Source organism: Clostridium estertheticum (genome assembly GCF_018861295.1).
Taxonomy (GTDB): domain Bacteria; phylum Bacillota; class Clostridia; order Clostridiales; family Clostridiaceae; genus Clostridium_AD; species Clostridium_AD estertheticum_D.
Window position 1 is genome coordinate 1 of record NZ_JAHLDM010000081.1, and the last position, 1,465, is coordinate 1,465.

General features: G+C 31.3%; 1 protein-coding gene. It reads left to right on the forward strand.

What is annotated here, in order from left to right; translation table 11 throughout:
• Positions 1–91: 91 nt before the first annotated feature.
• Positions 92–1,428, forward strand: a protein-coding gene (locus KPL54_RS25720; RefSeq protein ID WP_216109317.1) for an IS3 family transposase whose coding sequence is annotated in 2 segments (ribosomal slippage) — positions 92–473 and positions 473–1,428 — 1,338 coding nt in all. Because the reading frame shifts where the segments join, the coding sequence is not laid out codon by codon here.
• Positions 1,429–1,465: the final 37 nt, after the last annotated feature.

Genomic DNA, 1,465 nt, shown 5'->3' on the forward strand with positions numbered 1-1,465 from the left:
TAAAATGTACCCTATAGAGTAGACGATTTAAAAAAACCTACGCTATAGGGTTTTTCTATGTATAATTAAATATAAGAATAGAGGTGGATAAATGAGCATTAAGATTTTCACAGAAAAAGAAATGAAAATATTGTCCAAAAACAAATATGTAACAAATGTTAGTCTTAAAGGTATAACTTATACCGATGAATTTAAACGTATCTTTATTGCTGAGAACGAAAATGGAAAATTTCCGAAAGCAATATTTAAAGAATATGGTTTTGATATAGACGTTCTTGGAACGGAGAGAATTGCATCATCAGCTTATAGATGGCAGACCGCATATAGAAAAGAAGGTATATTAGGACTGAATGATACAAGAAAATTAAAGTGCGGAAGATCAAGCCAGAAAGATCTTTCCATAGAAGAAAAATATAGCCGTCTTAAGGTACAAGTTAATTTGCTTAAAGCTGAGAATGAATTATTAAAAAAAATCGACATCCTAGAAAGAAGGCTGCTAAAGAAGAAATAATATTAGCAGCAGAAGAAAAATATATTCTTATCAATTCACAAATCAAAAAATATAAACTTAGAAATATGCTTAGCTATTTATGCAAAGTGTCAGGGGTGTCTCGTTCAGGCTATTATAACTATTTTTCGGTTAATTCACAGGGATTTAGGGATCAACGTGACAAGTATGATCAAGTAGTGGGAGCTACTATCTTAAAGGCATATAACTTTAAAGGTCGCAAAAAAGGAGCTAGGCAGATCAAAATGACATTAGAAGGCGAATTTGGAATCGTATACAACTTAAAACGTATCCGTAGGATAATGAAAAAATACCAAATAGTATGTCCTATTAGAAAAGCGAATCCTTATAGAAGGATGATGAAAGCTACGCTCGAACATGCTGTTTTACCAAATTTATTAAATAGAAACTTTAAGCAAAATATACCTGGCAAGGTATTGCTTACAGATATAACTTATTTGTTTTATGGAAAGGGTAATAGGGCATATTTATCTACGATTAAAGATGCCTCTACAAATGAAATACTGGCATATAATGTGTCAGCTAATATTAAGATGGATATAGCTACTGACACTATACTAAAGCTAAAAAAGAATAGGAATATTAAAATATCTAAAGATGCATTTATTCACTCAGATCAAGGCTGCCATTATACAAGCCCAATTTTTCAAAAGCTTGTTAAAAGTTGTGGACTAGGACAATCTATGTCGAGACGAGGAAACTGTTGGGATAACGCTCCACAGGAATCATTCTTCGGTCATTTCAAAGATGAGGCAAACATAAAAGAGTGTCAAAATTTAGTAGAGTTAAAGAAAGAAATTAAAAAATATATGATCTATTATAATAGATATAGATATCAATGGGATTTGAAAAAGATGACTCCTGTTCAATACAGAAACCATCTTAGTAATTTAGCATAGTTTTTTTCTAATTGTCCTTGACAAAGGGTACAGATTA